Annotated in this window: 21 protein-coding genes and 1 CRISPR repeat array; of the genes, 16 read left to right on the top strand and 5 right to left on the bottom strand. The window is 46.8% G+C overall.

Translation table 11 applies throughout. The features are described 5' to 3' along the window. Nucleotides 1-40 precede the first annotated feature (40 nt). From cas2 to H3H32_RS16065, 6 genes are all read left to right on the top strand, one after another. A complete protein-coding gene (gene cas2 / locus H3H32_RS16090) occupies nt 41-304 on the top strand; it encodes a CRISPR-associated endonuclease Cas2 (RefSeq protein WP_182463659.1) in 264 nt (87 codons plus the stop codon). Continuing rightward, on the top strand, nt 291-452 hold the full coding sequence (locus tag H3H32_RS16085) for a hypothetical protein (RefSeq protein ID WP_182463658.1): 162 nt from the start codon (nt 291-293) through the stop codon (nt 450-452). Before cas2 ends, H3H32_RS16085 begins: the two co-directional genes overlap by 14 nt. A 79-nt stretch (nt 453-531) precedes the next feature. Then, nucleotides 532-2008: a CRISPR direct-repeat array (repeat unit 30 nt; unit sequence CTTCTAATCGTACCTGTGAGGAATTGAAAT). A 214-nt stretch (nt 2009-2222) separates the two neighbouring features. Continuing rightward, a complete protein-coding gene (locus tag H3H32_RS16080; protein WP_182463657.1) occupies nt 2223-2435 on the top strand; it encodes a hypothetical protein in 213 nt (70 codons plus the stop codon). Nucleotides 2436-2601: 166 nt separating this feature from the next. Continuing rightward, entirely contained in the window at nt 2602-5730 is a 3129-nt protein-coding gene (locus tag H3H32_RS16075; RefSeq protein WP_182463656.1) for a PD-(D/E)XK nuclease family protein, read from the top strand. Between the two features lie 100 nt (nt 5731-5830). After that, on the top strand, nt 5831-6142 hold the full coding sequence (locus H3H32_RS16070) for a type II toxin-antitoxin system HigB family toxin (RefSeq protein WP_182463655.1): 312 nt from the start codon (nt 5831-5833) through the stop codon (nt 6140-6142). A 285-nt stretch (nt 6143-6427) separates the two neighbouring features. Continuing rightward, the gene (locus H3H32_RS16065; RefSeq protein WP_182463654.1) at nt 6428-6808 is read left to right on the top strand and encodes a helix-turn-helix domain-containing protein; all 381 of its coding nucleotides are present in this window, start codon (nt 6428-6430) and stop codon (nt 6806-6808) included. A 195-nt stretch (nt 6809-7003) separates the two neighbouring features. On the opposite strand, the gene H3H32_RS16060 is transcribed toward H3H32_RS16065, so the two are convergent. Further along, nucleotides 7004-8809 (bottom strand): acyl-CoA dehydrogenase, encoded by a 1806-nt coding sequence (locus H3H32_RS16060; RefSeq protein WP_182463653.1) that lies wholly within the window; start codon nt 8807-8809, stop codon nt 7004-7006. Between the two features lie 149 nt (nt 8810-8958). Here H3H32_RS16060 and H3H32_RS16055 point away from each other — a divergent pair, with 149 nt between their 5' ends. The 5 genes from H3H32_RS16055 (at nt 8959) to H3H32_RS16035 (ending at nt 14411) form a co-directional block, all read left to right on the top strand. Further along, nucleotides 8959-9486 carry a DUF2911 domain-containing protein gene (locus tag H3H32_RS16055; RefSeq protein WP_182463652.1) on the top strand — a complete coding sequence of 176 codons (528 nt, stop codon included), beginning with the start codon at nt 8959-8961 and terminating at the stop codon, nt 9484-9486. 264 nt (nt 9487-9750) lie between these two features. Further along, complete coding sequence (locus H3H32_RS16050) at nt 9751-10623, top strand: hypothetical protein (RefSeq protein ID WP_182463651.1); 873 nt, start codon at nt 9751-9753, stop codon at nt 10621-10623. A gap of 103 nt (nt 10624-10726) precedes the next feature. Beyond that, entirely contained in the window at nt 10727-12682 is a 1956-nt protein-coding gene (locus tag H3H32_RS16045) for a sialate O-acetylesterase (RefSeq protein WP_182463650.1), read from the top strand. Nucleotides 12683-12691: 9 nt separating this feature from the next. Continuing rightward, nucleotides 12692-13420: a hypothetical protein gene (locus H3H32_RS16040; protein WP_182463649.1), complete on the top strand. Its 729-nt coding sequence runs from the start codon at nt 12692-12694 to the stop codon at nt 13418-13420. A gap of 277 nt (nt 13421-13697) precedes the next feature. Beyond that, entirely contained in the window at nt 13698-14411 is a 714-nt protein-coding gene (locus H3H32_RS16035) for a hypothetical protein (protein WP_182463648.1), read from the top strand. Nucleotides 14412-14601: 190 nt separating this feature from the next. Here the strand turns inward: H3H32_RS16035 and H3H32_RS16030 are convergent, their stop codons facing one another. Both H3H32_RS16030 and yidD read right to left on the bottom strand, forming a co-directional pair. Beyond that, nucleotides 14602-14976 (bottom strand): co-chaperone GroES, encoded by a 375-nt coding sequence (locus H3H32_RS16030; protein WP_182463647.1) that lies wholly within the window; start codon nt 14974-14976, stop codon nt 14602-14604. Between the two features lie 119 nt (nt 14977-15095). Further along, entirely contained in the window at nt 15096-15305 is a 210-nt protein-coding gene (yidD, locus tag H3H32_RS16025; protein ID WP_182464367.1) for a membrane protein insertion efficiency factor YidD, read from the bottom strand. A 172-nt stretch (nt 15306-15477) separates the two neighbouring features. On the opposite strand from yidD, the gene lgt reads away from it, so the two are divergent. From lgt to H3H32_RS16005, 4 genes are all read left to right on the top strand, one after another. Further along, complete coding sequence (gene lgt, locus H3H32_RS16020; protein ID WP_182463646.1) at nt 15478-16323, top strand: prolipoprotein diacylglyceryl transferase; 846 nt, start codon at nt 15478-15480, stop codon at nt 16321-16323. A 388-nt stretch (nt 16324-16711) separates the two neighbouring features. Beyond that, entirely contained in the window at nt 16712-18817 is a 2106-nt protein-coding gene (locus H3H32_RS16015; RefSeq protein ID WP_182464366.1) for a S9 family peptidase, read from the top strand. Nucleotides 18818-18918: 101 nt separating this feature from the next. Further along, nucleotides 18919-20571 carry a M1 family metallopeptidase gene (locus H3H32_RS16010; RefSeq protein ID WP_182463645.1) on the top strand — a complete coding sequence of 551 codons (1653 nt, stop codon included), beginning with the start codon at nt 18919-18921 and terminating at the stop codon, nt 20569-20571. Nucleotides 20572-20679: 108 nt separating this feature from the next. Beyond that, a complete protein-coding gene (locus H3H32_RS16005) occupies nt 20680-21309 on the top strand; it encodes a transposase (protein ID WP_182463644.1) in 630 nt (209 codons plus the stop codon). 231 nt (nt 21310-21540) lie between these two features. Here the strand turns inward: H3H32_RS16005 and H3H32_RS16000 are convergent, their stop codons facing one another. Both H3H32_RS16000 and H3H32_RS15995 read right to left on the bottom strand, forming a co-directional pair. Continuing rightward, a complete protein-coding gene (locus H3H32_RS16000) occupies nt 21541-22488 on the bottom strand; it encodes a carbohydrate kinase family protein (RefSeq protein WP_182463643.1) in 948 nt (315 codons plus the stop codon). Between the two features lie 105 nt (nt 22489-22593). Continuing rightward, the gene (locus H3H32_RS15995) at nt 22594-24123 is read right to left on the bottom strand and encodes an MFS transporter (protein WP_182463642.1); all 1530 of its coding nucleotides are present in this window, start codon (nt 24121-24123) and stop codon (nt 22594-22596) included. 123 nt (nt 24124-24246) lie between these two features. On the opposite strand from H3H32_RS15995, the gene H3H32_RS15990 reads away from it, so the two are divergent. Then, nucleotides 24247-25683 carry a BamA/TamA family outer membrane protein gene (locus H3H32_RS15990; protein ID WP_182463641.1) on the top strand — a complete coding sequence of 479 codons (1437 nt, stop codon included), beginning with the start codon at nt 24247-24249 and terminating at the stop codon, nt 25681-25683. The last annotated feature ends 185 nt before the right edge of the window (nt 25684-25868 follow it).

The following is a 25868-nucleotide window of genomic DNA, read 5'->3' as shown; positions in this document are numbered from 1 at the left end:
TATTCAATTACTCAATCATTCTATCATTCAAAATTGTGCTATGTACGTAATTCTAGTCTATGACATGGGGCAGAAGCGTGTCGGGAAGATGCTGAAACTCTGTCGGAAGTATATGAACTGGATTCAGAATTCGGTGTTCGAAGGCGAGATGACAGATGTGCAGCTAAATGAGTTGCTCTACGAAGCCCGGCGTATTATGAAAGATGATGAAGACAGTCTGATCCTGTTCAAAAACCGCGACAAGAAGTGGTTGGATAAGCAGATTGTAGGTAAGGAACGGCAATCGACCGATGATTTTCTATAAGGGTGTGGCGTTCCGATTGTCGTCAATCGCCTTTATCTGTTCATTGACTTATGGTAAAGTGCTATCTCATGGCGGTGTTTTTCTGTCTATTCTGTTGACTGTCAGTAAGTCGTCGATCGGCGGCTATTTTCGTAGTTTTACCGGTTGACGACTTTCTAGTCAGAAATTGCATCGCAAAAACTGTGTCAGGGCTGTCCAAAGCCCTTTTTTTAGTCGTAAATTCACGGCTTCTAATCGTACCTGTGAGGAATTGAAATCTGCTTTTAAAAAATCCGATACGGTCACATCCGGCTTCTAATCGTACCTGTGAGGAATTGAAATCCAGTGCGGCTACGCTCTCCGGCGGCTTTGCTGAACTTCTAATCGTACCTGTGAGGAATTGAAATGTGGATGATACGGTACCCAATATCGTGCGCACAATCTTCTAATCGTACCTGTGAGGAATTGAAATGCGGTTAACAAAGAGGGGCGGTGTGAAAAAGTGTTCCTTCTAATCGTACCTGTGAGGAATTGAAATGCGATTCGGGGGGCTACACTCGTGTGGACTACATCCCTTCTAATCGTACCTGTGAGGAATTGAAATGTAGCAAAATTGTAATGCGCGAATTTTTCTAATTCTCTTCTAATCGTACCTGTGAGGAATTGAAATATTGCTATCGGATGAAAGTCGTCGTATTCCGATTGGCTTCTAATCGTACCTGTGAGGAATTGAAATCCGGCAGTAGCTTATACTGGTCGATTTCGGCCAGGCCTTCTAATCGTACCTGTGAGGAATTGAAATAGGGATCACTCGCGCCATTTACTATCTGAGGAGTTACTTCTAATCGTACCTGTGAGGAATTGAAATATTTGTAATACAGGCTGTATTACAGGCTGGACAGCCTTCTAATCGTACCTGTGAGGAATTGAAATACCTCCTGTAAGTAATCAATTCGCTTAGCGGGCTCCTTCTAATCGTACCTGTGAGGAATTGAAATACGCCTATGTGGATAGTGTCAACACCTACCTGGCTGCTTCTAATCGTACCTGTGAGGAATTGAAATCGATAAACCGATTGAATCCAGGGAATTGCAGTTTAACTTCTAATCGTACCTGTGAGGAATTGAAATCAGTTAAGCCGTGAGTTTGAGAAACGCAAGAATGAACTTCTAATCGTACCTGTGAGGAATTGAAATTCGGTAAAGGTGTTGTAACGAAAATCCGCAGGATTGTCTTCTAATCGTACCTGTGAGGAATTGAAATACGATAGGTGTTTCTTCGGTCGGACTCATGGGTTTGTCTTCTAATCGTACCTGTGAGGAATTGAAATATCGTGCGTCCCTTGCACTCTTGTAAAAGGTACTCTCTTCTAATCGTACCTGTGAGGAATTGAAATAGGTGAGTGGGGCTGACTTGCTTACAGTGTTGGATCCTTCTAATCGTACCTGTGAGGAATTGAAATTCGTTAAAAGTTATCAAGTTGTTACACATTAATAATTCTTCTAATCGTACCTGTGAGGAATTGAAATAAAGTAAGGTTTTAGGTGTATGGCATCCCCATAATCTTCTAATCGTACCTGTGAGGAATTGAAATGGCTACAAAGACAAGCTGAAGGAATTACACGCTTTCTTCTAATCGTACCTGTGAGGAATTGAAATATCGAAGGAGTGTGTATCACTCCGTTCGGTAGTCATCTTCTAATCGTACCTGTGAGAAATTGGGATTTTATTTTAAATCTAAACTGATCGTCTAAGCGTACCAACCAGAGGAGAGGTCTGGCAAACGACCAACTTCGTCAGCAATCGCATTTGCTTATAACCATAGGCTAACAAAAAAAGGTTTGGCCATCGATTTTACATTCCAATTGCGTGTAGACTTGTTAATGAGGTCAGAGTATAGTAACCCATTAAAATGCTAGAATTTGAAACCTTAATCCTTATGCGAGTTAATCTAGCAGCAGGGATAGCCATATTTGGCTTTGCATATGGCTATCCGGTTTACCTTGGAAAACCAGGTTTAGGTAGTGGCTTTATCTACCCCTTACTCCTTTTCATTGTACTGTTTTTAGCTTCTTTCTTTATTCCAGTTAAAAAACCTTTCCGACTCGAGCGCTTGCGGAAGTTTCGCCGATTAAAGCGAAATCGGGTGTAGTGGATCCTAATCGTTTCCTTTGCAGTTGTGAATTGCTCCCTATCAATAAGTCTTGAGAGGACACAATACAGCTACTCTCGAAGATCAATTTCAGGAATTGTCGGCCTAGTTAGGTAATTGTCCTTTTGGGGAGGGTTATCTTTACAGTCCGATTTGTATACCGCTAATGACTTTTCTTCAGCAAACAGCTAAACGAGTTTTTGACCAGCATGGCCCTAGCCTGAGTGATGTTTGGGTAATTCTGCCCACACGTCGGGCCGTGTCGGTATTTCTGGACGACTTAGCTGCCCTTTCGGATCGACCTTTTCTGGCTCCTCATGCCCTGGCCGTCGATGATTTTATTACGCAGGCGGCTGGTGTACAATTAATTGACTCGGTTAGCTTGCTGTTTGAACTCTATGATGTTTTCAAGGAAATTGACCCACAAGTTGAGTTTGAACAGTTTATTGGGTGGGCGTCGGTGCTCCTGGCCGACTTCGACCGTATTGACCAATATCTGGTTAGCCCAACCGAACTCTTTAGCTACTTAACAGCGGCCAAAGCCCTCGAACGCTGGCAGGTCGATAGGCCCTCTTCGGCACAACCCATTGTTGAAACGCCCGGCACAAGCCGCTATTTCAAACTCTTTGAGAATCTGCATACTGCTTATGATGCGTTGCATGAACGCCTGACGGAACAGCGGTTAGCGTATCGTGGGATGGCTTACCGATTGCTGGCTCAGAACGTAGAGGTATTGATTCGGGATAATCTGGCCTATGAGCGCATCTACTTTGTAGGGTTTAACGCCCTTAGCCGTGCGGAGGAACAGATTATTCGCGTGTTGGTTGAAGCTCAGAAAGCCGAACTGATCTGGGATGCCGATCAGTATTACATCCGGGATAAAGGGCAGGAGGCCGGTGAATTTCTACGTCGATACCGCGACAACGGCTGGTTTTTCTCGAAACAAAATCGGGAAGACCTCGCTCAGCTATCCAATAATCTGCTGGGTACAGAGAAAAACATTCGTGTTGTAGGCGTGCCCAATGCCAGTATGCAAGCCAAAGTTGCCGGGAAGATTTATAGTGATTGGCAGGGGGAAGCGGGTGTGGAGCAGGGAGAAAACTCCGCGTCTGATGCACCGCGCTCCATGCCCAAAACCGCTATCGTGCTGGCCGATGAAACGTTACTCATCCCCGTTTTGTATGCGCTCGACGAAAACGTTACCGATCTGAATGTAACGATGGGCTTATCGTTACGATCGTCGTTGCTGTTTACGCTGGTCGATACATTATTTGAGATGCAGCGGACGGTACACGAATTTCGGACGAAAGATGGTCGGGATCTTAAGATTCCGAAATACCACCACCGCCATGTGGTGAAGGTACTCAACCATCCGTTTGTGAAGCAATACGAGCGAATTAAGGGGCTTATGTGGCCAGGCGAATCGTTGGAATCGGGAGAGGTTTTACCGCCAGAACCGCTGTTTCAATGGATTGCCAAAGTTATTGTAAAAGACCAGCGCGTTTACCTGACCGAAAAAGAAATGCGGGAGTTAGGGCAAGACGATCCGCTTGTCCGGGTTTTGTTTTCGCGCTGGCCCAATGAGGCTCCCCTGAAAGCCATACAGACTTTTTACAGCTTGATCGAACTGTTGCGCGATGTGTATCGAGTTAGTCAGGATGCCATTGAAATTGAATACCTCTATTTGTTTTTTACCCTGCTTAAGCAACTGGAAGCAACGCTGGAGGGTGTGCAAGAGGGGCGAAGCCCGGAGCAGCGAGCGAAGAGCAAGAGGCAGGGAGCAGGACGAAATGGGTATAACGCCCAACTGACGCTCGACTTCACGACCTTCGGTTCCGTGCCCCATGCTCCCGGCTCTGCCCCCCCTGCCATTACCGTACGGAGTTTTCGACAGTTTCTGTACGAATTGATTCGGCAAACGAGTATCCCCTTCACGAGCGAAGGCAAGAGTCAATTGCAAATCATGGGGATGCTCGAAACGCGGGCGCTGGATTTTGATCGGGTCATCATTCTGTCAGTTAACGAAGGGGTGTTGCCACAGTCGCGAAAGCTGAACTCGTTGATTCCGTTCGACATTGCTTCTGAGCTCCACTTGCCTACGTATCGGGAGCAGGAGGCCGTCATGGCCTATCACTTTTACCGATTGTTGCAGCGTGCCAAAGAAATCGTATTGCTCCACACCACATCGACCGACGCCTATGGGAACAGCAAAGGCGAGCCGAGCCGATTTATCCGGCAGATTGAGCATGAGTTGGTTCCCCGTTCAAAAGGCCTGATTCGGCTTAGTCATCCAACGGTTCGTCTGGGGCGAAGTGGTACGAATACGGTAGCCGATTTGACGGATCTCCGTGTGCCGAAAACCGAAGCAATTCGTGCCGAACTCATCAATACCTTAACGACGCGCGGGTTGTATCCGTCGTATCTGAACCAGTTTGTGAGCTGTTCCATGCGCTTCTATTTCAGCCGGGTCGTCAATATTAGCGAGGAGGAAGATATTGAAGAGAAGATGGGAGCCGCCGAATTTGGGAGCTGGCTCCACATGGTGCTGGAACGGTTGGATAAAGAATATCGCTTGCTGGAACGGCCCATCGATGAGGCAACGATCAAGAACCTCCTGGAAGAAGAGTTTGCGAAGTCGATGAAAGGGCGGGTTATTGAGTCGGGAATGAATTTGCTGCTGTACGAACTGGCGCAGAAACTCATGCTCGATTTTCAGCGGGAACAGAGCAAGCTGGCAGGGTTGACAGTGATCGGGACGGAACAAACCCTAGAAACACGCTTAAATGTGCCGCTCAATGGGGGAGAGGAAATTTCAGTGCGTATTGCGGGTAAAGTGGACCGAATCGAGAAATTCGGCGATCAGATCCGTATCGTCGATTACAAAACGGGCAGCGTTAAATTGCCCGAGAAGACCCCCGCCGATTTAACCGAAAAATTACTGAAAGACGGAGCTGAGGAGAAAATGAGGCAGCTCTGGATGTATCGATACCTGGCGCTCAAGAATATCAGCGAGTACGGCGGATTGCCGCGTGACAAAGCCAAGCGAGACATTTTTCCGGCAAAAGGATTACCTGTCGAAGCGGGTTTCTATTCGTTCCGGGATATCAATGGCGGCTTCAAAACCAACCCCGTCCGATTCGATACCAACGACGATCCTGAGCAGTATATTAAAGATTCAGAAGAGTTATTGCGCCAACTGATTCGCCAGCTACTCGACCCGGCAGAACCGTTCAAGAAAACCGATAAACTCGAAACCTGCCAATACTGCGATTTTAAAGGGATTTGTGGGCGGTAATATGATTTTACCAGATTGGGAACTAGATTCTATAAATTAGAGGTTACCAATTTGGTAACTTATTCTCGGAAGTATATCCACCATTGTAGAATCATAGCAGATGAAGAAGAGTTTTATGCGAGTGATTAAAATCAAAACATTGAGGGATTATTGGGAACGGGAACCTAATGCAAAAGTGGGATTACAGTTATGGTATAAAAAGATAATAAGTCGTCGTTGGGCGAATTCAAATGAAGTTATCGAAAACTTTCCTGGTGCTGATACCGTAGGTAATAACCGGATTGTTTTTAACATTCGCCGTAACGATTATAGGCTGATTGTTAAGTTTCAATACGAAATCCAAACATGCTATGTTCGTTTTATCGATACTCACAAAGAGTATGATAAGATTAAAGATGCGAGTACGATTTAGAATGATATATTAGTTGATAAAGTCGTTTGAGTTTTTCCTAATATGACTTCGAGCATTTTGATAAAGTGGCTTTTTTTGTCATTCCGACGCCAGGAGGAATCTCAACGTTGTGTATTAGTCAAGCTTGACCGGGCCGCCGGAGCGGATTCCTCCTGGCGTCGGAATGACAAAAAAAGCCACTTGTGGAAAGTTTAAATTTCCCTTGAAGGGAATCTTAAACTTCTAATCGTACCTGTGAGGAATTGAAATTAGTTAATAACCGGTTGAACGTAATACAATAGAGACATGGAAGTTTTTGCACCAATGAACTACGTTGCTCGATCTATTAAAACAGAGCAACAGTATAACGAAGCGATTGCGTTGATTGAAACACTGATTGATGCTGAACCCGGCACCCCCGAAATGGATTTGCTGGAACTGGTCAGCATTTTAGTCCATGATTACGAACAACGGGAATTTCCTATAGAGACTTTAGACCCCATTGAAGCCATTAAATACCAAATGGAAGAACTTGGCGTAACGACAGTTGAAATGGCAGAACTAATAGGCGGTAAAAGCCGCCTATCAGAACTACTCCATAAAAAACGTCCACTATCTATACGGCAGATTAAGGCTATATCGGCCCGTTTAGATATACCGGCTGATATTTTATTGGCGATTGCATAACCCTTCTTAACGTGAATCATGGAGGATTTACGAATAAAATTATATTAGTTTTTTGTCATCCCGACGCAAGGAGGGATCTTCGGCAACTGGTTACTTACCGAAGATCCCTCCTGACGTCGGGATGATAAAAAACTAATATTGTAACTAACTGACAATCAGCTGATAATTTCAGGATCTATCCATAATTCACGTTTCTTACAACGCCAGCTCTTTCTCCGTCACAATCGTAAGTACTTCTGGGTCTTTCAGGCGCACCGCCAGCCCCAGCGTTTTCGGCACTTCATAGTGGAAGAAAAACTTCATTGTGTGAATTTTGCCTTCGTAGAAAGACTGCTCATCGCCCTGTGGATTTTGGGTAAGCAGTGTTTGTTTCGCCACTACTGCTTGCTTGAGCCACTGCCACGCAACCACAACGATGCCAAATAGCTCCAGGAACAAGGTCGCGTCGGAGAGGTATCGTTCGATTTCTCCCTGTTGAGCAAAGGGCAGCAGGCTGGCCAATACCTCCTGAATGCGCTTAAGTTCAGTGGTAAGCTGATCGGCATAGGGTTTAAGGTCGTCGTGCGTGCTGGCTTCTGCAATCGTTTTACTTATTTCGGCGAATAGCAACTGAGGAGCCTTACCACCTTTCATGGTTATTTTACGCCCTAGTAAATCCTGCGCCTGAATCCCCGTTGTGCCTTCGTAAATAGGCGTAATTCGAATATCGCGGTAGAGTTGCTCAACCGGAAAATCTTCCGTAAAGCCGTATCCCCCAAAGGTTTGAACACTCTGACTGACCGACTGAACGCCCATTTCAGATGGGTACGATTTAGCCACGGGCATCAGCAAATCGAGAAGCAAAAAGGCGTTTTCTTTTTCTTCTCCTTCGGCAACTTCACTGATGTCGTAGAGACGTGCTGCTTCGAGAAGTAATGACAGGGAACCCTCCGTTACAGCTTTTTGAAACAACAACATCCGCCGAACGTCGGGGTGATTGATAATTGGTGTTTGGGGTGAATCCAGCAGATTTTTCTGGTTCAATCGCCGGCTCTGCGGACGCTCTTTAGCATATTCGAGTGCTGCGTAGTAAGCCGCTGTCGAAATAGCCGCAGCTGTCATCCCAACGCCAATTCGGGCCTCGTTCATCATTTGGAACATATAAGGCAAGCCCTGATGCGGTTGCCCAACGAGGTAGCCAATTGTATTGTCGTTAGACCCCATTGTGAGATGCATGGCTGGAACCCCTTTCTGGCCCATTTTATGGTACACACCCGTCGACGTCACGTCATTATCGACAAAATTCCCCTGACCATCTGGACGATATTTGGGAACCACAAACAACGAAATACCCTTGGTGCCTTTAGGAGCTCCGTCAATACGGGCCAGCATCAGGTGAATAATATTCTCGGCCGCATCGTGATCACCCGCCGAGATAAACACTTTTTGTCCCTGAATTTTATAGCTTCCGTCGGGCAGGGGTGTAGCGGATGTCGTTACGTCGGAAAGCGACGAACCTGCCTGCGGTTCCGTAAGCGCCATCGTACCCTGCCAGGTACCAGCTAGCAGATTGGGTACGTAGGCTTCGTTCAGTTCAGGCGAGCCAAAAGACGTAATCAGGTGAGCAGCCCCAGAGGTAAGTCCGGTGTACATCATGCCGTTGTTGGCGGCCATAATAATGAAGCCTACGCATGAGCTAATCATTTCGGGAAGTTGCTGGCCACCATGCTCAAACGAGAAACCTGCGCCAATTAGCCCCGCTTCGCCCATTGCTTTCAGATACTCCCTGATCTTTGGGTGAACCGTGACCTGCCCGTTTTTGAGTTCAGGCTGATTTCGGTCAACTTCCTTTAAGTACGGGTGCATAAGGGTATCGGCGATGTAGGTTGCCGAGTCAATCACAAGATTAAACGTTTCGCGGTCGTGGGCGCTGAAATAATCGTATTTGGTTAGCTCTTCCGCCTTGAAAACTTCATGGAGCAGAAAGTGCAGATTGCGTTTGCTGAAATAGGTCGTTGCCATGAGGGCATTCGGGTTAAAATAGGTAAACTTATTCTATGACTAGCGGGCTAAAAATACCACCTTTGGCTCACTATTTGTATAACGATTCCCAAACTATCATTTACTCTACGCCGTTAGTATACGGTGATCAATCAAATTAATTGTCAAACATGAAAAACCTGATTGCAGTATTCGTTCTTTTGCTAACAATGACTCCGTTAGTAAAAGCACAGGAAAAAACGCCAGCGAGCCCGAAGATAACGGTCGCAAGTCCGGATAAGAGTATTTCAGTTGTGTATGGTCAGCCTTCCAAGAAAGGTCGGGTTATTTTTGGGCCTGAAGGGTCGAGTAGCTTGGAGAAATACGGTAAGGTGTGGCGTACAGGTGCTAACAACGCTACCGAAGTGACGTTCAAAAACGACGTTATGTTTGCGGGTAAAATGGTGAAAGCCGGAACGTATACGCTGTTCACGATTCCAGGAGAAAAAGAATGGAGCGTAATTTTGAATAGCACACTGGGTCAGTGGGGCGCTTATGACTACGAAAAAATTAAAGGTACTGATGTAGCTATCGTTAAAGTACCTGTTTCTATGAATAAGACCCCCATCGAAAAGTTGACCATTACCCCCGCCAATAGCAGTATTGCCATTGCCTGGGATAACATGACAATTTCGGTGCCTGTTACCAAACACGGTTAAGCTGACCCGCCCGATTTGGGCAGGGAACGTATGGAATAAACAGGTACAACGCTCAGCCAAAAGGCTGGGCGTTGTTGTTTTAGAGTGACTTATTTGCTACCATTTCGGGTTGAAACTGAAAAATTTAATGTAGGCGGTTTGGAGAAAATAGCCTTATAATAGATTATCTGATAATTTAATCAACCATTAATGAAAAATTAGGCGATAAGTAGTTAACAAACAAACGTTTATCGCGTTATTTGCGAAATACCTAGCCAATACTCGATGATGAAACGCTACTTGCTGTATGTGCTGTTTGGCTTAGCCGTATTGCCTGCTTTGGGTCAGGGCGTTACGGATTACTACCGGGTATCCGATAATAGTCAGCAATATAACCGCCTGCTAACTCGTTATGGCGGGCCTCAAATTCGCGATCGTTGGTATGTAGCGCTCGATGGTTTCGTCAGAACTGACCGCGCCCAACTCGATAATTCTATAAACGGTCTGGTTGAAAGTACGCTCGTCGGCAAAGTTGGCTGGGGTGTTGTGCTTGGCTGGTCGTATCGGGAGCGTTGGATGGTAGAAGGGGGGTACGCCCGGATGCCCATTCATACCCAATTGGCGATTAACAACACCAGTCCACCCTTGTCATTACGGGCCACCAACGATCGAAACGCCTTTATTCTACGGGGTAAACGGCTTCTGTTATCGACAAGTAAACCCTGGTTACGATCAGGCTTTTGGGTCAGTGGCGGTATGTGGGCGATTCCGAACAGCGGACAGGAAGAAAACCGGGTTTCTGTAAATGGTTACCGATTTCAGGGACGCTGGGAAACACCGGAATATTTCCGTTTGACTAGTGAATCCCGCAATAGCTCGCAAATGACAGCTTTAGCTGAATTGGGCGTTGAATACAATGTTCGACTAAGTAATGCGCTTGATTTAGGTATTTCGGCTCGTAAACTCTGGGGGCTTGGCGACGCTGTTACCACTGATGTGACATACACAGCTAATCGTATGGCTTCGCAGCAGGCGCAGCTTTTAGGAGCGGGTACGGGTATGAGCTACGGCCTGACGCTTCGTTATTCCTATGCTGCCCGACGCCATCAGTCGAATGTGCTGGAAATCCAGGGTAAAAGCCGTTTAGGAAAAAACTGATTAGTTACAATAAACTTTAAGGGAGTAGGCGGCTTGAATGGCCGCCTTTTTTGTGCGTATCCAATACGCGTATACACAACGTTCATTCAACCCCTGAATACACATGAATCGATTGACCTGCTTTTTCTTCTCCCTAAGTTTTATACTAACGCAAACTTCCTTTGCCGATGTGCGACTGCCGAAGGTTTTTGGCTCGCATATGGTTCTACAACGTCGTAAACCAGTACCTGTGTGGGGTTGGGCAGATCCCGGCGAGAAAGTAACTGTAACGCTGAATGCGCAGGTCAAAACCATAAAAGCAGACAAAGATGGGAAATGGCGTGTTTCGCTGGACCCAATGGAAGCGGGTGGACCTTATCAGCTATCGGTAAAAGGAAAGAAAAATACCGTTACGTTCGACGATGTATTGACGGGTGAAGTTTGGGTATGCTCTGGGCAATCGAACATGGAGTACCAATTGCGCTCAGCTGCGAATGCTAAAACCGAAATTCCGACGGCCAATTACCCGAAAATACGGCAACTGCTAGTCAAAAAAGACATTAGCTTAACGCCCAAAGATGATATCGAAGGCGACTGGGCAGTATGTACTCCCGAAACGGCTCCAAACTTTACAGCGGTCGGGTATTTCTTTGCCAAACAACTTCAGAAGGAATTAAACGTACCCATTGGCCTGATTAATACCTCCTGGGGTGGTACTCATTCCGAAACCTGGACGAGTCGCGAAGCGATGAATCAGAATGATGAGCTTCGACTCGTGGCTAATAAGCTTCCCGGCTCCTACGAAGAGGTGATGAAAAGTGGCCAGGAACGCACACAACTATTGATTAAAAACCAACAAGGGAGTCTACCCACCAGTGCCGAAGAATGGACTTGGTCGGCGGCTGATCTCGATGATAGCCAATGGAAGTCGATGACGATGCCGAGTGATTGGGAGTGGAGAGGCTTGCCCACCCTTGATGGCGTGGTCTGGCTTCGTCAGGAAGTGATGATTCCAGAAGGCAAAAAGTTACAGAAGATGGTCCTGCACATGGGCTCTGTAGACGATCAGGATTCAACGTTCGTAAATGGTAGACTTGTTGGCACTAAAAAAGGCGGAGGGAATCGCGACTATTCGCTGCCCGATGACTTGTTGAAACCAGGTCGGAATGTGATTGCTGTTCGCGTAACCGATACAGGTGGAGCAGGGGGCCTAATGGGAAGTTTAGCCGATTTTCATATTTCGGGCGATAATATCGATATTCCCCTAACAGGACAGTGGAAATACCGGGTCGCTACTGTTTTTGCTTCGTCTTATAAGCCAGGGCCTAATACATACGCCACGCAATTGTTTAATGCCATGCTGAACCCGCTGATTCCGTACGCCATAGAAGGAGCTATCTGGTATCAGGGGGAGTCGAATGCAGGTCGGGCCTATCAGTATCGAAAAACGTTTCCATTGATGATTCAGGATTGGCGAAAGCATTGGGGCTACGATTTCCCTTTTCTGTTTGTTCAGTTGGCCAGCTTCAATTCGGCAAATGGCGATAGCCGACGCGGAAGTACCTGGGGTGAACTCCGGGAGGCTCAGACGATGACTTTGCAATTGCCCAATACCGGTATGGCCGTTACGTCAGATATTGGTGAACGATCAGATATTCACCCCAAAAATAAAGAAGACGTGGGCAAGCGCTTAGCCGCCGAAGCCATGCGCATAGCCTACCAAAAACCGGGCGTCAGCGCTGGACCGCAGTTCGAGAAAATGACCGTTGACGGAAATCGGGCCATCTTAACCTTTACAAGCGTAGGAAGTGGTTTGTCTGTGAAAGATAAATATGGTTACCTGAAAGGTTTTGAAGTAGCGGGTGCCGATCATAAGTTTTATTTTGCCAAGGCTGAAATTCAGGGTAATACCGTAGTTGTTCATGCCGATTCGGTAAGTGCTCCGGTAGCTGTGCATTATGGATGGGCTGATGATAATGGGGAGGTAAATCTGTATAATCAGGAAGGCTTTCCGGCTGTCCCTTTTCGTACAGATACCTGGAAAGGAATCACCGAAGCTGTTAAATTTGGTGAACAGTAATATGGACACATGCAAAAGCGATTCTATCTCTATCTGGTTGGTCTACTGCTAGTCACAGGAGGCTATGTACAGGCGCAACTGAGTATAACGTCATCGGGGTCGAATACAAATCAGGCTATTCGATTATATGACCCACTCGTAACGCGCTATTCCAATATAGAAGGATCGCCTTATGTGCCGTCAGACTCCGTGCAGCAGGGGTGGCTGGTAATCAATAATAAGCGGACGCCAACCAAGCTACGGTATAATAGCCAGACTGGAGAAGTTGAATATATACAGGATAATAGAGTAGTAACGCCAATCAACCCGGTTTCCGAATTTACTATTCTGTCTGCCGATACGCTGCTATTTCGGAAAGGGTTTCCGGCAATCGGCCTGTGGACGCCCAATGAATTTTACCAGCTGCTGTATAATGGGCGTAAGGCTAAATTAGTGAAGCATATCCGGTCTGATATTAAAGCAAATACGGATCAGATGCAGAATGATTATGGTAAAGAGCGATTTCGGAAACAGGAAGACTATTACGTCTGGATGGCAGCCGTAAAACCACCCGCCGAGAATTATTTTGAGAAATTGTCTGATGGGGAAATGAAGTCGGTGGTAGCTAGTAAAAAGGCGCTGGTGAGCTTGTTCCCGCAGCAATCGGATCAGATCGATCGGTATTTAACAGAGAAGAAACTCAAGCTCAAATCCTGGGCTGATTTCGCGAGTGTGTTGCGGTTTTTAGATACGCTGTAATCATAACCGCATGGGCGGCCCCGCAGGATTTTTTTGATTTGACTGAATAGCCTTGATTTTATTAGTTGGCATTCGCCCAACATGCTTTAACTTTTAGAACTAAATAGATTTTTTTGTCATTTCGACGCAGGAGAAATCTCAAACCTACCTACTAATCGAACTTGAGATTTCTCCTGCGTCGAAATGACAAGAAAGCAACCTAATTTTTCATTTTATAAGGGAAATACAAACAGCTTCAAAATCAAAGTCAGTCAGTTAAATCAAAAAAATCCCGGTTATGACTAATCAATTTTTTGCTGGACTCATTACGCTGGCAGTACTGACGGGAACATTCGCTCAGGCTCAGGTTGATTATAGTAGTGCCCAGAATGTTCGAATTTCGGCACCAACATTTACCAATTATCATGGGGTAGAAGGTTCGCCTTATATACCGAGCGATACAGTAAAGAATGGCTGGATAATGTTGGGCAACAAGCGAGTACCTACTAAGCTACGCTATAATACCCAAACCGGTGAGGTAGAATATGTGCAGGGCGATCGTATTCTGGCACCCGTTAATCAGGTATCTGCTTTCGTGATTCTAGCTCCCGACACCTTGCATTTTCAAAAAGGCTTTCCGGCCGTTGGCACACGTTCTGCCACAGATTTTTACCAGATACTTTTCGAAGGACGCAAAACGAAGCTTGTCCGGTACATCTATGCGAATGTTAAAAGCAATACAGACGCGATGTCCATTGATTACGGACAGAAAAAATATAGTAAACGGGAGGAGTATTATGTCTGGCTTCCGAAGGGGCAACCAACCGCTGAAAACTATTTTCTGAAAGTAACGGATGGGGAACTGAAACCCGTTACGGCAAACAAGAAGACATTAATCAGTCTGTTTCCCCAACAGGCCGATCAGATCGACAAATACATAGCCGACCAAAAACTTAAACTCAAATCCTGGGCCGAATTTGCCAGCGTGCTGCGATGGGTGGACGCGCAGTAATCTGAACCGGGATTTTTTTGATTTGACTGACCGACTTTGATTTTCGAAGGATATAGAGTCGGCTTCTCTAGCCCCTCCCCTGGTTTTCAGGGGAGGGGTTGGGGTGGGGTAAGCAAATAAGTCCCACTTAGGACTAAGCTTTCGTAGAAAGCAAAATCATAGCCGGTCAATCAAATCAAAAAAATCCTGGTTAAAGATCCTCAAGCCGTTCCAGCATCAGAATGGAACCCTGTGGCACAATAACATATTTTTCGCCTTCATACTCCAGGTCAATGGCATTGCGTTGCAGGTAAAGGGCAACATCACCTTCCTGAGCCTGAAGTGGCATATATTTCACTTTTTCTTCGGTTTCTTTCCAGGGTTCGTCTTCCATAGGCGACGGAATCGGATAGCCCGGTCCAACTTTAATAACGTGGCCAGCCTGAACCTGTTCTTTTTCCTGTACAGTCGGGGGTAAGTATAATCCGCTCAATGTGCGGTCGGTGGGGTCTTTAGGCTTAATCAATACCCGGTCGCCTACAACAATCAGGCGTTTGAGTTTATTATCGGCAGTAATCCCAATCATAATAGTGTCAGTCAATAGTCGAAAGTCGTTTGTCAAAAATCGGGCGAGTTAACGATTCAGGCCAAATTGTCATAGCCTGTTAGCCACTACTGACTGCCAGCTTTTGATTACCGACTAATCTACGGTACTGGATCATAGCCATGACCACCCCAGGGATGACAACGACTGATCCGTTTCAAGCCCATCCAACCACCCCGAATGGCGCCATGTTTGCCAATCGCTTCGATGGTGTATTGCGAACAGGTAGGCGTGTACCGACAGGCGTTTGGAAAGTAAGGTGACACAATGGCTTGATAAACCTTAACCAGTCCAATAAGAATTGATTTCATCATACACGCATAAACAGCAAAACCGACAAAAACTTTCCCGCAATATGTATCTTTGCCAATCATCGTTATTTGATCTACTGTTTGAGGTTTGCAGTTTGTAGTTTGAGGTTCGTCATGCTACCTATAAATGCTAAACTTCAAACGACGAACTTCAAACGTATTAACTCATTTTATGCTTCAATACATTATTTGGGAAGTCAATCCCGAAATTTTTCACATTGGCTCGTTTTCGGTACGTTGGTATGGGTTACTGTTTGCACTGGGGTTCCTGATTGGCATGCAGATTATGGGTTACATTTTCAAAAAAGAAGATAAGCCCGTTGCCGATACCGATACATTGCTGATTTACATGGTTGTCTCCACCATTTTAGGGGCCCGGATTGGCCATTTCCTTTTTTATGAACCCGAAGTGCTATTGCATAATCCTTTAACGGTCATTACTCCCCCATTTGCCGGATTGGCCAGTCACGGGGCAACCATCGGGATTCTGACAGGACTGTGGCTCTATTCGCGCCGGAAAGAAAGCCTGCGGACCAACCAGACCTTTCTGTGGGTGACCGACCGGATTGTTATTGTGGTGGCATTGGCAGGAGCCTGCATTCGGTTTGGTAATCTGATGAACTCCGAGATTGTTGGGCGTCCAACCGATGTGCCCTGGGCGTTTGTGTTTATGAATAACAACGAGTACGCGAAAATCCCTCGTCACCCCGCCCAATTGTACGAATCGCTGTCATGTCTGGTGTTATTCTTCATTCTGCTTTGGTTCTGGAATCGCAAGAAAGAGCTAACCCCGCGCGGTAGTATGTTGGGTATTTTTCTGATCTGGGTCTTTGGCCTCCGCTTCTTTTACGAATACCTGAAAGAAAATCAGGTTCCGTTTGAAGATAGTCTGCCATTAAACGTAGGTCAGCTTCTGAGTATTCCAGCTGTACTTATGGGCGTTTACTTCATAGTTCGGAGTTACCGAAGTCCGGTCGTCATACCCGCTCGAGACGAGCCGAAAGAAATAGAATCGTAGTTACCGACAGTCCTCACGCATACAAAAGCCGATTCTTATAGAATTTCTGTAAGAATCGGCTTTTCTGTTGATTGTTGGATAAGCTTCTGATAATTATTTGGTTAATTGGGTTGATGCTAATGGTTTGTCTTATTTTTTGTCATTCCGACGAAGGAGGAATCTTAAAATTCCCAAGCAGATGGGTGAGGATACGTTAAGATTTCTCCTTCGTCGGAATGACAAAAACCTACTATGAGAACTCGGAAAATGCTGTATTTTTGATGGTAACTTATACCAACTCTACACTTCATCTGTGAGCCTATCTTATTTTGTTTCGCCCAGAAACCTGTTTATTCTTGTTACACTGCTGAGCACTCGCCTATCAACTGCGCAGGTGCCCGGTCGGCAAATGCACTGGACTGCTAATGGAAATGCTTATGTTACCAGTACGCAGGGAGACCTTGTCCAGACCGACATTCGGACAGGGAATAAAACCGTATTAATTCCGCAGGATAAATTACGCGCACCCGGAAGTGGGCAGCGCATGGCGATTTCTGATTTTGTGTTTACCCCCGATAGCGCCAATGTGCTGATTTTTACGAACACAGCTCGTGTCTGGCGTTACAACACCCGTGGTGATTATTATCTGGTCAATCGCTCATCGGGGCAGGTTCGACAAGTGGGTAAGGATCGACCTTCACAGTCATTGATGTTCGCTAAGTTATCGCCCAATGGCACAACTGTAGGTTATGTCAGTGAACACAACCTGTTTGTAGAAGATGTGGCAACGGGTCAGGTAACCCAACTGACAACAGACGGCACTCGGAAACGCATCAACGGTACGTTCGACTGGGTATATGAAGAGGAGTTTGGTTGTCGGGATGGATTTCGCTGGAGCCCTGACAGCAAACAAATTGCTTATTGGCAGATAGATGCGACCAAAATTCGGGATTACCTGATGTTGAACACCACCGATTCGATATACTCTCACGTTATACCAGTTGAGTACCCGAAAGTAGGCGAGGCTCCATCGCCAACCCGCATTGGCGTTGTTTCAGCAACAGGAGGAGCCACGACTTGGTTAGCCATTCCGGGCGATCCGCAACAGCACTACTTGAACCGGATGGATTGGATACCTAACAGCGCGAGCCTGTTCATTCAGCAACTGAATCGGAAGCAGAACGAAAGTAAACTATTTGTTTGCAACACGGCTACCCAATCGATTACGCCGATTTATACCGAAACCGATAAAGCCTGGGTCGATGTTAGGGAACGGAACAATACCGATCCCAATGGTGGAGAATGGCTCAATGGCGGGAAATCCTTTGTGTGGGTTTCTGAAAAAGATGGCTGGCGGCACATTTATCGGGTGACGACCGATGGGAAAAATGAAGTCCTACTAACGCCCGGTTCGTATGATATTGAATCGATTAGCCATATTGACGAGGCTACTGGACAGATTTATTTTATTGCATCGCCCCAGAACACAAACCAGCGTTACCTGTACCGAACCCGGCTAGATGGGAAAGGAAAAGCTGAGCGACTAACCCCGGCTGGTTTGGACGGTACGCACAATTACGTGATTTCGCCCAATGGGAAGCTGGCACAGCATTCATTCATGAATTACCAGACGCCACCCGTTCAGGAGTGGATAACTCTGCCTGATCATAAGCCAATCAACGCGTCTGAGAGCATTGCGACACGGATGAAACCTGTGTCAAAATCCAACGTTAGTTTCTTCAAAGTGACCACAGACGATGGCGTTACGGTAGATGGCTGGATGGCGAAACCAACGAATTTTGATAGCACGAAAAAGTACCCCATTGTTTTTTACGTCTACGGTGAACCCGCTTCCAGCACGGTTAATGACGTGTTTTCCATTGGTCAGAATCGGTTGTTTCAGGGCGATATGGCTAATGCAGGCTACCTCTATGTAGCGCTCGACAACCGAGGAACACCCAACCTGAAAGGGGCCGCCTGGCGTAAGTCGATTTATCGGCAAATAGGCCGGATCAATATCCGCGATCAGGCAATGGCGGCTAAGAAATTGTTCTCGCAACACGCCTATATCGATACCAGCCGCGTGGCCGTTTGGGGATGGAGTGGGGGAGGGTCAACAACCCTTCACTTATTATTTCAATACCCCGAGATTTACAAAACAGGTATTTCCATAGCGGCCGTTGGGAATCAGTTATTTTACGACAATATTTACCAAGAACGCTACATGGGGTTGCCGCAGGAAAATCGGGAGGATTTCGTGGCCGGGTCGCCGGTGACGTATGCGAAAAACTTACGCGGAAATCTTCTTTACATTCACGGTACGGGCGACGATAACGTGCATTATGACAATGCGGAATTGTTGATTAATGAGCTGGTTAAATACAACAAGCAATTCCAGGTAATGCCCTATCCGAACCGGTCGCACGGAATTTCAGAGGGAGAAGGAACACAACAGCATCTGAGAACGCTCTACACAAACTATTTACGGACTCACTGCCCACCCGGACCACGGTAAAAGTAGCCTGGACGGCCACGTCCGGGTGAACAATAGCGCTTACTTTATACCCGGACGTGGCCGCCGGTATGCCGTACCACCAAGCTACAATCCATTGCACTATGCCGACTAAGGTGATAATAATCCGATTGTTGACCATAAGCCTGTTTCTTTTGCCCGGTATGGCTTCTGCACAACGTTATCAATTCACCCACGACGACACGTTACGAGGTTCTATAACCCCTGAACGATCGTGGTGGGATTTAACATTTTACCACCTCAAGGTGCGCGTTCAACCTACCGACAGTACCCTCAAAGGCTCTACTGAAATTCGGTATCGGGTACTGAAATCAAGCCAGATAATGCAGGTCGACTTACAACGCCCGCTAAGCATTGAACGTGTGGAGCAGGATGGGAAATCGCTCGAATTTCGTCGGGATGGCAACGCATTTTTCGTAACACTGGCGAAAAAGCAGCAACCTGGCCAGAACGAATCCGTAACGGTTTATTATGCCGGGAAACCCAAAGTAGCTAAGCGCCCGCCCTGGGATGGCGGCATGGTGTGGTCGCACGATAAGGAAGGCAACTGGTTTATTGCCACGGCTTGTCAGGGACTGGGAGCTAGCGTTTGGTGGCCCTGCAAAGACCATATGTACGATGAGCCTGATTCGATGGCAATCAGTGTAACGGTTCCCGAAGATTTGATGGATGTATCGAACGGTCGTTTGATCAAAACGACAACAAATCCAGATCATACCCGAACCTTCGACTGGTATGTTAAGAACCCGATCAACAACTACGGCGTCAACCTGAACATTGCCCGCTATGTCCATTGGGACGAAACCTATCCGGGAGAAAAAGGCACCCTTTCACTAAACTATTACGCCTTGCCCGAGCATGCCGATTCTGCCAAAAATCAGTTTCGGCAGGTGCCTAAAATGCTCAAAGCGTTTGAATACTGGTTTGGCCCCTATCCGTTTTATGAAGATGGCTATAAGCTCGTTGAAACCCCTTACCTGGGTATGGAACACCAGAGTTCAGTAACCTATGGTAACCGTTTTCGGAATGGCTATCTGGGCCGGGATCTCTCGCGTACGGGCTGGGGGCTCCTCTGGGATTTTATCATCGTTCATGAATCGGGCCATGAGTGGTTTGCCAACAATATTACGTATAAAGACGTAGCCGATATGTGGATTCACGAGAGTTTTACCAACTACTCGGAATGCCTCTTTACAGAGTACTATTATGGGAAAGATGCCGGAGCGACTTACGTAATCGGGTGTCGGGCCAACATCCGAAATGATAAGCCGATTATTGGGGTCTACAACGTAAACCACGAAGGGTCAAGCGATATGTATTACAAAGGGGGTAATATGCTGCACACCATTCGGCAACTCGTGGGCAATGATGCCAAGTGGCACCAATTGTTGCGGGATATGAACAAAACCTTCTACCATCAGACCGTTACGACCACACAAATTGAACAATACATGACGCAGCAAACGGGTGCCAATCTGAAACCTGTGTTCGATCAATATTTGCGTGACGTTCGGATTCCTGTACTTGAATACCGGTTGGTAGGAGCCGATATTCAGTATCGCTGGAGCCAGTGTGTACCTGGATTTGCAATGCCCGTGAAAATCTGTCTGGGTGAATCAGGTCCACTAAAACAAATTCAACCGACTTCGCAGTGGAAAACGATGCCTGCCAATGGGACTAAAACACTCACTGTCGATGCGAACTATTATGTTCTTTGCCAGCGAGTTAGCGAGTAAATAAAAGGATCGATTTACGTTTACTCAAAAGAATCGATATCCTATTGGAAGAAACTGTAGCTTGCCTGTAATTGACCTTTACCCCATTCTTATCTAAGTAAAACGACTATGCGAACGAATCTAAACTGGCTTTGGACCGGCTTACTCCCAGTGATGCTATTGGCTGGCTGTGGAAGTAAGGAAGAAGAGGAAGAAAAAGAGAAAAAAGACGAAGAAAGTGTATCGACTCTCGGCGCGGTGAGTGCCCTGAAAGAAATGGCAAGTCAGGCCGAGGAGATGGGAAAAAAAGGGCCCGTCGAAACAGTCGACTTTCGTAAGCTCAAAGAGCTTTTACCGAGTGATGCTGACGGACTAGCGCGTAAAGAAGCAACAGGTGAGAAAAATGGAACAGCGGGTTTCACGGTCTCGACCGCAACCGGTAAATATGGCAACGACGACAATAGCGAGAATATCGAACTGGCTATTATTGATGGGGGCGGTTCGGCTATGATGATCGGTCTGGCGGCCTGGTCGATGCTTGAGATTGACAAAGAGACCGAAAATGGCTACGAAAAAACCACCAAAATGGGTGATAACAAAGCGTATGAAAAATACGACAACGCCAGCAAAGATGGTGAAATAGCCGTGCTCGTCAACAAACGATTCATTGTGTCGGCTAAAGGTCACGGTATTAGTATGGATAAAATCAAAGCCGCCCTTGAAGACATTGATCTAGATAAATTGGCGGACGTGAAATGATAGAACCGCACGGGCGGCCCCGGCAGGTGCCGCTGATTTTTAAGATTTACACAGATTCTTTGTGAGGTCAGATTCTTAAATCTGACCTTCGTGAGGTTTCTTAAAACCGAATTGTAGCAATCGTTCGGTTTTAAGAAACCTCACTGAGGCAGGTTTAGGAACCTGCCTTCACAAAACACAGATAAAATCATGTTTAATCTTAAACAATCCGCGTCATCTGTGTGCTATATCCTACTCAAAATCAGCATAAATAAGCTTTCGATCTACTTTGTCAGGCAGTGGTCCCTGCCGGGTTAGTTTCATTTTGGCTAGGGCGGCACCCGCATGGGCGCAATTGCCGGGGGCATAGCCATCTAAATAAGCCGTAAGAAAACCTGCCCAATACGCATCGCCAGCGCCGGTAACATCCACCACATCAATCTTTTTGCCGGGGATTCGTGCTTGTTTCGCTCCACCATCATACGAAACCAGGCTTCCATCAGCGCCGAGCGTTAAGCAAATGGTTGTTGCGCCCATTTGATGGAAATCGCTCAGAATCCGTTCAGGAGTTTGTGGGGAACCATAAAGCCGTTCGGCATCATCTTCACTCACTTTTACGAGCGCACCCGCTGCAAAATAATCGGCTAACACACGCCAGGCCTGATCGCGATCGGGCCAGATGGTAGGTGCGTAATTGGCATCGATCGTAACCTGGCAACCAGCCGCCTGGGCTCGTTTTGCCGCATCGATAATGGTATCCTGAGCAGGTTGTTGACTTAAGGCAAAGCAGGTCGTATGAAATAGCTGCGTCTGAGCCAGTAACGAATCAGGTAATTGTTCGGGCTTGAGCTGACAGTCAGCATGGCGGTAGGCCACAAAATCGGGCGTACCAGCCGTTCGTGACACCAGTACAATCGTCGTCGGTTCGAGTGGGTCTGCTGTAATGTATTGGGTATCAACGCCAGATTCTTCAATCTGGCGAACCAGATACTTGCCAATATTATCATTGCCAACGCAGGAAACCAGGGCAACTTTACCGCCTAAACGGGCCATATTGGTTGCCATGTTGGCAGGGCTTCCACCCTGATACCGCCTGAAATCCTGCGCATCAAGTAAGCTGCTCGACACGTGGTGGCCAATCAAATCGGCTAGTAATTCGCCAACCGAAAGGAGGGCGTATGGACGGGGTGAATTTGTCATGTAATGAATTACGGCCGCGCGGGCGGCCCCGTTATGAGGTACGAATTACGATTTTCTCGGGCAAGAGCAAAAGTCACACATCGTATTCGTATTTTGTAATTTCTTTTAACCAAGCTCAACCGGGATGGCCGGCTCGTTCGTCTTTTTGACTTCTTTTACCAGGAAGCAGGATGCTGCTGCCAACAACAAACAAATACCTGCTAACACAAGTGCGTTGCGAGGATCGTCGCCCAGAAGTGGTTTGTAATAAAGCGGCACGGTAAGCATTCCAATAAACTGGGGTACACAGATAAAACCATTAAAAATGCCCATGTAAACCCCCATACGCTCTTTGGGGACCGCACTTGCCAGCAGTAGGTAGGGCATAGACATGATCGAACCCCAGGCAAAGCCGATGATCGTCATGCCGATGAGATAGATCATTTTATCGTTGGAGGTAAGTGTTAGGAAGAAACCCATTGACCCAATCGTCAGGAACAGGGCGTGGGTAGCTCGCGCACTACCAATAGCTTTGGCAATCCGTGGAATAAAGACCGAGATAACAGCACAGGAAATACTAAACATGGCAAAGCAAAGTCCTCCCCACTTGGTGCCTTCTTCAAAACCAGCCTTGTTCGAGATCGTATCAGGCGCATTGAACGCATATTTGGCCGCTGCCAGCGATAGATACTGCCACATGAGTGGTAGCCCGTACCAGGTGAAAAATTTGACCCACCAAAGCTGTTTCATCACTGTGGGCATGGCCGAAAGCGAAGCCAGTATTTCCTTGAAAATCGGCAGCATCAGCACCAGGTAACTACCGGCTAATACGCCAATGCCCCACAGCAAACCCGTTACCAAACCACCTATACGTGCAGCAAAAAAGAACGCCAAAATAGCACCTCCCAGCGCTAACGCCAGATGCCAGAACGCAATGGATTTTTTTTCTTCGTCCGTAAAAACATGCGGCTCTTTGTAGCTTTCATCGACGGGGGGGTATTCTTTGGTCGTGCGGATTGTCCAGAGTACGGACAGCACAACCGCACCAGCACCAATATAGAACGGATAACGCACTGAATTTGGAATCCCATTTGCTAATTGGTCGTCCGACATCACCATCGATATACCCAGAAGAGGCAACAGATAAGGCATCAAATTGGCTAACGTTTGGCCAAACCCAACCATGAATGATTGGATAGCAAAACCCGTAGGGCGCTGTTTATCATTGAGCATGTCGCCCACAAATGCCCGGAAAGGCTCCATAGCCGAATTAAGTCCTGCGTCAAGCATCCACATCAACCCGGCCGCCATCCAGACGTATGACGAATTTGGCATAAATATCATGGCAATACTACCCGCTAAGGCACCAATTAAAATAAACGGTTTCCGACGGCCCCAGCGCGGTGACCAACTGCGATCCGAAACGGCACCAATAATTGGCTGAAGTAATAATCCCGTGAGCGGCCCAGCGAGCCAAAGGCCCGGAATAGAGGCTTCATCGGCGCCCAGGTAACGATAAATGGGACTCATGTTAGCTTGTTGTAAACCAAAGCCATATTGAATTCCTAAAAAACCAAAACTCATATTCCAGATCTGCCAGAAGCTTAAACTAGGCTTGGCGGTGGTGGAGGTTTTCTGAACACTTCCCGTTTGCATGGATTGTCGTATATTTAAACAGTCATCATAGGTTCCTACTGAGTAGTCAACAATAATACGTACTGATTTGCAGGATATGGAGATATTCTTGTCTTATTTTTTTGAAAAGACGTACTTTTGAGAATGATTCCGAAAACGTGGCCAACCGTTATTCTGGCGCTAACGGTGTTTCTGTTGAGTTCTCTAGAGGCTTTTGCAGTTTTCCCGATTGACTCGACTCAGAAAGTTACTATCCGTTCTGTAATCCTTAAAGGAAATTACCGTACGCGTGATCGAATTATTCTTCGCGAAATGACTTTGCGGGTCGGTGACTCTGTTCGACTGTCCGATTTACCCGGTCGAATTGCCTGGGATCAACGGAATATCAACAACACCACGCTCTTTGTAACGGTTGATATTAGTACCCAACTGATACCATCTCCAGATTCTACCCGACTGTCCCAGCTCGATCTGACCGTAACCATGAAGGAACGATGGTATTTCGTTGCCTATCCGGTTTTTGATCTGGCCGACCGAAATTTTAATGAATGGTGGTATGATCGTGGGCACGACTTTAGCCGGGTTATTTACGGAGGGCATCTGAGTTATCGCAACATAACGGGCAATAACGACAAACTCCAGATAGCCTTTGAACGAGGCTTTTTACAGCGTACGGTTTTGTCGTACTCTAAACCGTACATTGATCGGGCGCAAAAAATTGGTTTACGGGTCGATATTGGCTACATGACCAATAAAGAAATCCCATATCGCACGCAATTTGATAAGTGGGTTTATGTAAAGTCAGAAGAAACGCTCCGCGAGCGTGCTTACGCAGCGCTAACCCTGACGCACCGCAGGGGGTTGTACCATTACCATACATTTGACACACGGTACACACGGTACTCTGTCGCTGATACCATTGTCCGACTGAATCCTGATTATTTTTTGGATAGCCGTACAAGCCTCCAGTTTATGGCGCTGACCTATAGTTACCGATACGACCGGCGCGATAACGTGGTTTACCCGCTTCAGGGCACGTTGATTTCGGGAGGAATCGGTGTTTCGGGTATTTTACCAAGCGATAATTTTCATTTCCTGGACATCTCAGCAGCCGCTACCCGGTATTGGTCATTAGGCAAACATTTCTACTATGCCGGGAGCCTGCGTGGGCGCTCGACCTGGCCTACACGGCAGCCTTATTTTAGTCTACGTGGACTGGGAAGTTCAAGCGATATGGTGCGCGGTTATGAGCTGTATGTGGTAGACGGACAACGAACTTTTATTTGGCGAAATAGCCTTCGTTATCAGCTATTTAATGTTCGGAAGCAGCTGAACTGGTTGCATGTCCGGCAGTTCAATACGGTACCCGTTGCTGCTTACCTGACGGTGTTTGCCGATGCAGGTTATGTTCATAGTACTGTGGCGGAGCAATACCAGAGCCTACTGGCGAACAAACCTCTGGCCGGTACGGGATTGAGCCTCGATGTGGTGAGTTTTTATAATCTGGTACTTCGATTCAGCGGCACCATTAACGCGCAAGGTAAGACCGGATTTTTCTTCAATCTGGCGCAGGAGTTGTAGATTAAGCCGCTCATCAAATCCCCTGCACAATTTTAGCTTTCTGTAACCAATCATCCTAATTCTGCTACGTTGAGATTAAGTTGCTTCTACATTTGACGTGTCATCTGACCAACTAATCGCTACTCCAATGTAGACGTATCATTCTGATTCCCCGCTTGCTAACTGAGTCATTCGACTCCGACTTT

Origin of the sequence: Spirosoma foliorum (genome assembly GCF_014117325.1) — a bacterium.
In the GTDB taxonomy this organism is placed as follows: domain Bacteria; phylum Bacteroidota; class Bacteroidia; order Cytophagales; family Spirosomataceae; genus Spirosoma; species Spirosoma foliorum.
Note: the sequence above shows the minus strand (reverse complement) of the source record. Positions and strands in the feature narration are given on the sequence as shown.

Bases quoted from the DNA above. Each gene is read 5' to 3' on its own strand.
- cas2 (WP_182463659.1), top strand. From the start codon at position 41: ATGTACGTAATTCTAGTCTATGACATGGGGCAGAAGCGTGTCGGGAAG.
- H3H32_RS16085 (WP_182463658.1), top strand. From the start codon at position 291: ATGATTTTCTATAAGGGTGTGGCGTTCCGATTGTCGTCAATCGCCTTT.
- H3H32_RS16080 (WP_182463657.1), top strand. From the start codon at position 2,223: ATGCGAGTTAATCTAGCAGCAGGGATAGCCATATTTGGCTTTGCATAT.
- H3H32_RS16075 (WP_182463656.1), top strand. From the start codon at position 2,602: ATGACTTTTCTTCAGCAAACAGCTAAACGAGTTTTTGACCAGCATGGC.
- H3H32_RS16070 (WP_182463655.1), top strand. From the start codon at position 5,831: ATGAAGAAGAGTTTTATGCGAGTGATTAAAATCAAAACATTGAGGGAT.
- H3H32_RS16065 (WP_182463654.1), top strand. From the start codon at position 6,428: ATGGAAGTTTTTGCACCAATGAACTACGTTGCTCGATCTATTAAAACA.
- H3H32_RS16060 (WP_182463653.1), bottom strand. From the start codon at position 8,809: ATGGCAACGACCTATTTCAGCAAACGCAATCTGCACTTTCTGCTCCAT.
- H3H32_RS16055 (WP_182463652.1), top strand. From the start codon at position 8,959: ATGAAAAACCTGATTGCAGTATTCGTTCTTTTGCTAACAATGACTCCG.
- H3H32_RS16050 (WP_182463651.1), top strand. From the start codon at position 9,751: ATGATGAAACGCTACTTGCTGTATGTGCTGTTTGGCTTAGCCGTATTG.
- H3H32_RS16045 (WP_182463650.1), top strand. From the start codon at position 10,727: ATGAATCGATTGACCTGCTTTTTCTTCTCCCTAAGTTTTATACTAACG.
- H3H32_RS16040 (WP_182463649.1), top strand. From the start codon at position 12,692: ATGCAAAAGCGATTCTATCTCTATCTGGTTGGTCTACTGCTAGTCACA.
- H3H32_RS16035 (WP_182463648.1), top strand. From the start codon at position 13,698: ATGACTAATCAATTTTTTGCTGGACTCATTACGCTGGCAGTACTGACG.
- H3H32_RS16030 (WP_182463647.1), bottom strand. From the start codon at position 14,976: ATGATTGGGATTACTGCCGATAATAAACTCAAACGCCTGATTGTTGTA.
- yidD (WP_182464367.1), bottom strand. From the start codon at position 15,305: ATGAAATCAATTCTTATTGGACTGGTTAAGGTTTATCAAGCCATTGTG.
- lgt (WP_182463646.1), top strand. From the start codon at position 15,478: ATGCTTCAATACATTATTTGGGAAGTCAATCCCGAAATTTTTCACATT.
- H3H32_RS16015 (WP_182464366.1), top strand. From the start codon at position 16,712: ATGCACTGGACTGCTAATGGAAATGCTTATGTTACCAGTACGCAGGGA.
- H3H32_RS16010 (WP_182463645.1), top strand. From the start codon at position 18,919: ATGCCGACTAAGGTGATAATAATCCGATTGTTGACCATAAGCCTGTTT.
- H3H32_RS16005 (WP_182463644.1), top strand. From the start codon at position 20,680: ATGCGAACGAATCTAAACTGGCTTTGGACCGGCTTACTCCCAGTGATG.
- H3H32_RS16000 (WP_182463643.1), bottom strand. From the start codon at position 22,488: ATGACAAATTCACCCCGTCCATACGCCCTCCTTTCGGTTGGCGAATTA.
- H3H32_RS15995 (WP_182463642.1), bottom strand. From the start codon at position 24,123: ATGCAAACGGGAAGTGTTCAGAAAACCTCCACCACCGCCAAGCCTAGT.
- H3H32_RS15990 (WP_182463641.1), top strand. From the start codon at position 24,247: ATGATTCCGAAAACGTGGCCAACCGTTATTCTGGCGCTAACGGTGTTT.